This is a genomic window from uncultured Pseudophaeobacter sp. (assembly GCA_905479575.1).
GTDB lineage: Bacteria > Pseudomonadota > Alphaproteobacteria > Rhodobacterales > Rhodobacteraceae > Pseudophaeobacter.
The window spans coordinates 1-4049 of record CAJQNB010000023.1 but is presented as its reverse complement, the minus strand read 5'-3'; the positions used below and the strand labels follow the sequence as shown (position 1 = coordinate 4049).

General features: G+C 54.0%; 3 protein-coding genes. 2 read left to right on the top strand and 1 reads right to left on the bottom strand.

The genetic code is table 11. From position 1 onward, the window contains the following. Positions 1-501: 501 nt before the first annotated feature. Positions 502-1653, top strand: coding sequence for a lysozyme inhibitor LprI family protein (locus QZ268_RS08500; RefSeq protein ID WP_295450950.1), 1152 nt, complete (start codon positions 502-504; stop codon positions 1651-1653). Between the two features lie 119 nt (positions 1654-1772). Then, positions 1773-3386 carry a hypothetical protein gene (locus QZ268_RS08495; RefSeq protein ID WP_295450947.1) on the top strand — a complete coding sequence of 538 codons (1614 nt, stop codon included), beginning with the start codon at positions 1773-1775 and terminating at the stop codon, positions 3384-3386. Between the two features lie 542 nt (positions 3387-3928). On the opposite strand, the gene QZ268_RS08490 is transcribed toward QZ268_RS08495, so the two are convergent. Then, positions 3929-4049: GDCCVxC domain-containing (seleno)protein (locus QZ268_RS08490; protein WP_295450953.1), on the bottom strand; the 121-nt coding region annotated here is incomplete at its 5' end.

Here is a 4049-nt window from a genome sequence, read left to right as displayed (position 1 = left end):
CCAGTAGCGAAAGCGCGGCAGTGTCGGTATTGTTCTTCATGGCGTGATCTCCCTGGCGGTTGCTGCCGCCGGTTGGGTGGGTTCAGTTCACCCGGAGATTACGCCACCTTCAAATTTCCACCACCTTCGCGACACGACCTGTTCGAACGGTAACTGGCACTGTCCGATGTTGCTTTCGCTGCGAGAGCATTGAAGCGCACAAAGGGCTCGAAGCAGACCTGCGGCGGTGCTGCAACTGACAGGCGGCGGTTCCGTCCCTGTTGCCCGCAGCTTGATGGCGTCAGCCAGCCCAAAGCAGACATGGCCTTTTGGTATAAGGGGCGGATTGGAGACCTACGCTGCAATCTGCACCAAGGTCAGCTATGAAGACTAAGCCCCCAATCTCAACAGGGCTTTACCAGTTGAAAATCGAGTCGACTTTTAGAAATATGCCCTTGATCGGCGATCGACAAAGGTTTCGATGCCGCCGCTGCGCGACTGCGTTATTATATGGAATTACAGATGAAAATTTTAAAAACATGTTTCTTCATCGTTTTTGCCCTTGCTGGACATTCCACGGCCTCAGCAGCCGACATCCGGATTTCGCAGGGAGATGCGACAACGCCGTCCATCATCGACATCACAGGACCAATCGAAAGCGGAGACGCTAATCGGTTTTATGATCTCTCGCAGCGCACTGGGAGGGCTATCGTCTTTCTCCACTCGCCGGGCGGTCTCGTAAACGAGGGCCTGTCGATCGCTGCAGAAATTTGGCAACGCGGTTTTACTACAGTCGTCGCTCCGGGGGTCGAATGCCACTCGATCTGTGCCGTGATCTGGGTCAGCGGCGGCAGCCGAATGATGGATAGTACCTCGGTGATAGGTGTGCACGCGGCTTACCGCAACCAAGCGATGGAAGATGGGACATCCCTGACATCTGAGTCCGGCGTCGCCAACGCCGACATCGGCTCTTTCCTCACGCATGTAGGCCTTTCACGGGAGGCCATTCGCTATTTTACGACGGCCGGACCGAACGAAGTCCTGCTTATAACTCCAGCGATTGCACAGCGCCTCGACATCGATACGGCGGTCACCGACGGCAGCCAAATTAGAATGCCGGAGGAGAGGCCGACGCCGCGTCGTATCGCTTTGCAGTCGGCTACCTACATTGGGCTAAGCGGCGATTGCGCCTGGCTCCTCGGTCTCGACGCCGCATTTCTGCAGGAACAGGGCAGGCAGAGGCTCAAACTAGGACATGAACTTTTTGGTGGAGAACTTTTTGCTAACCTGGTTCCTGAAATGAGCAACCGTTTCAGTTCGGAAATGGCAAGCATGGCGTTGAAAGACTGGTGCACTGGTGCTGCAACGGACCTTCAGCGAGAGGGAATGTCCGTTGGCATTGCTGGGCCCGGCTACGATTGCGCAAAGGCTGCGACTAGTACCGAGCATGCGATCTGCGGCAGCTTCGACCTATGGCTGGAGGACCGGGCGTTGGGCGTCATCTACTCTGTTCTTCGGAATATGAGCAGTGGCGAAGATCGTACCTTACTGACGGAAAAGCAGCGCAGTTGGATCAGCCAGCGAGACCGTTGCGGCACTGATGTCGCCTGTATTTTGGACCGCTATAGGGCCTGGTTTCTGGAGTTGAGCCTGATTGCGGCGAAGGCGAACTAAGAAAAGGGAGTTCGGAGTCGCCATTCTCCCAAAACCGTGCCGCTTTGCATGTACAGTGAACGCTCGGTGTCTCACATATATGCCTTTTTTGATCAGGTGGTCGTGGAGTTAAGAAATAGATGCAACAAGAAATTGAGTTCAAGCAGCGGCTGACTGCAAAGATCGAATCCGACTTGAAAACAGTCAAAATAGAGACATCCGTTGACCTTACGGCCAAAACCGGCGGAAAGATTGTCCTGCGGGATTTTGTTTTTACGCGCGCCGGGCAGTTTTCTCTGAAAGAGATCGAGAAACGGAGCCATGTTGGCAAGGTTCAAGTGACGTCCAAGTCATCACAGGATGCGCTTGCTGCGGCGCGCGGTCTGCTGTCGGAAAAAAGACCGGTTAATTGGGTCGTTGACCTGCTGAAAAAAGACGTCAAAATCTTCGAGTTTCCATCAGTGACCCGATCCTATAGCGAAAGATGCAGGACCTGTTCAGGTGTCGGTGAGACGAAATGCTCTTCTTGCGCCGGTGCCGGGAGTACGCATTGCTACCAATGCGTGAGTGGAAGGCAGAAATGCACGGCCTGCACGAACGGTCGCCACAAGTGCTCATCCTGCAACGGTCAGCGGCAAAAGCAGGTCTCCAAAACCAAGATCACTAACCACTGGGATGGGAAGGTCTCTTCGCATGTTGTCTACGAGAATGTCACTTGCTCTGGCTGTGGCGGATCAGGACAGGGCGGATACTGCACTAACTGCGGTGGGCGGGGCCAGAAAACCTGCTTCTCATGTCAAGGCACAAGCAAGAATACATGCACGACCTGTCATGGTTCAGGGAAAACGAAATGCAGGGACTGCACTAATGGGACAATCTATACTGAACTCAGCATACATCAGGTCGCTACCCTGAAAGAAACGCTGCACTCCGAGCAAATGCCCGATTTTGACACAGAAACGAAAGAAACGCCGGGGTTTCTTGAAAGCACGATGGCGCGGCACCCGCGCAATTTGGTTGTCGACAATACAAACGGCCGCTTCAAATATCATGCAACCGCTTATTCAGGTCAGTGGGTTGGGCCAGACGGTACGTGTTATGGAAAAATAGGAGATGTCGGAGAAAGGGTCAAATTCAGTAAAAGGGCACTTAAAATTGTCTCAAAGTCGGCGCTATCAGCGCTTTTCGACCGAGATTTCGGCCTTCTGAAGAAAACACCCCTGGGGCTGGATCTACTTTCGTCATTATCGAGTTCAAAGGCCGGGGCACTGGTTGTGAAATACGACACAGATGGAGAACTCATTCGAGAAATAGAACTCATTCGCCGAGGGATTCTCTCTGACATCAACAGACTTCGTTTCACCCATAGCTGTCTTATCGCAGTGCTCGCGTTCGGCCTTGGCCTGGCGGCAAACCTGTTTCCTGAGGTTGATCGTAGGACCTTGCTTTATATGGCTGCTGGAGTTGTGTTGATCTTGGTAGGTGTTACCTTTCACAGCTGGAAGCAGCGAAAGAAGCGCATACTCAAGGCTATGGGCCTCCCTGCCTTGAAAACAACACCCATCTGGCAATTGTCGCTTCTGTTCGTAGGCAACTTGGGGTTTCTCACCGGACATGGTATCGGCGTCTCAAGTCCATGGTCGGAATGGACCAATGGTGCGGTTTCAGGACCGCAGACTTGCATCTACAGGTATGATCTTGACGTCCTCACATGTCCGCTTTTCGATTTGTCCAACGTCTGGTTGGACGGTTAGGTGTTTGTCACACGGTTTGATGGTGTGATCCTTTCGGTGGAATGTCAGGAATGCAGGCTGCGACTGCAGCATCCGCGCAGGGAGGCTTGTTTCCGGTTCGGGCCGTGCGCGTCCTGACGGCAGGTCATAGCACCTGACTTTGCAAAGTCAGGTTTCTGCGCATAGCTGCCCTTGGTGCAGTGCGCAGCATCGCTCCGAGGGGCATGCTGGTTTGAATGGCCGCTAATCCTTCTTGGCCATGAACCTCTCGCAGCTGCGGCGAATGGCCGGAATCCGCCCTTCGTGTCGTATGCTCCGCTTGCAATCATCGCGTTGATGGTCCGCAGCTTAGGGCTGACAGCAGCCGATCAGGGCGGTTGAGACGGCACTCAAGTCTTGGAGGTCAGCTAAGCGCAGGAAACGGACTTTGCAAAGTCCGCCTTTCGGCTTGGGAATACAGCCTGTGATCGCTGCGATGCCGCGTGAAAAGCGGTCATTGATGCTAGGTGCGGCGATTTTTTGGGCTTGGACGGCAGCAGTGCGGGACGAAGCAGACAGTAAGATCATCCGCAGCAACTGTCGCCCGTCTGAATGGGTGGGCAGGGCACAGTCGCGTAGGAGCAAAACACGCAGCAGTCACCCTCTTTGGGCTTCAATACTGACTTGCACGATCTGCATTCGTAG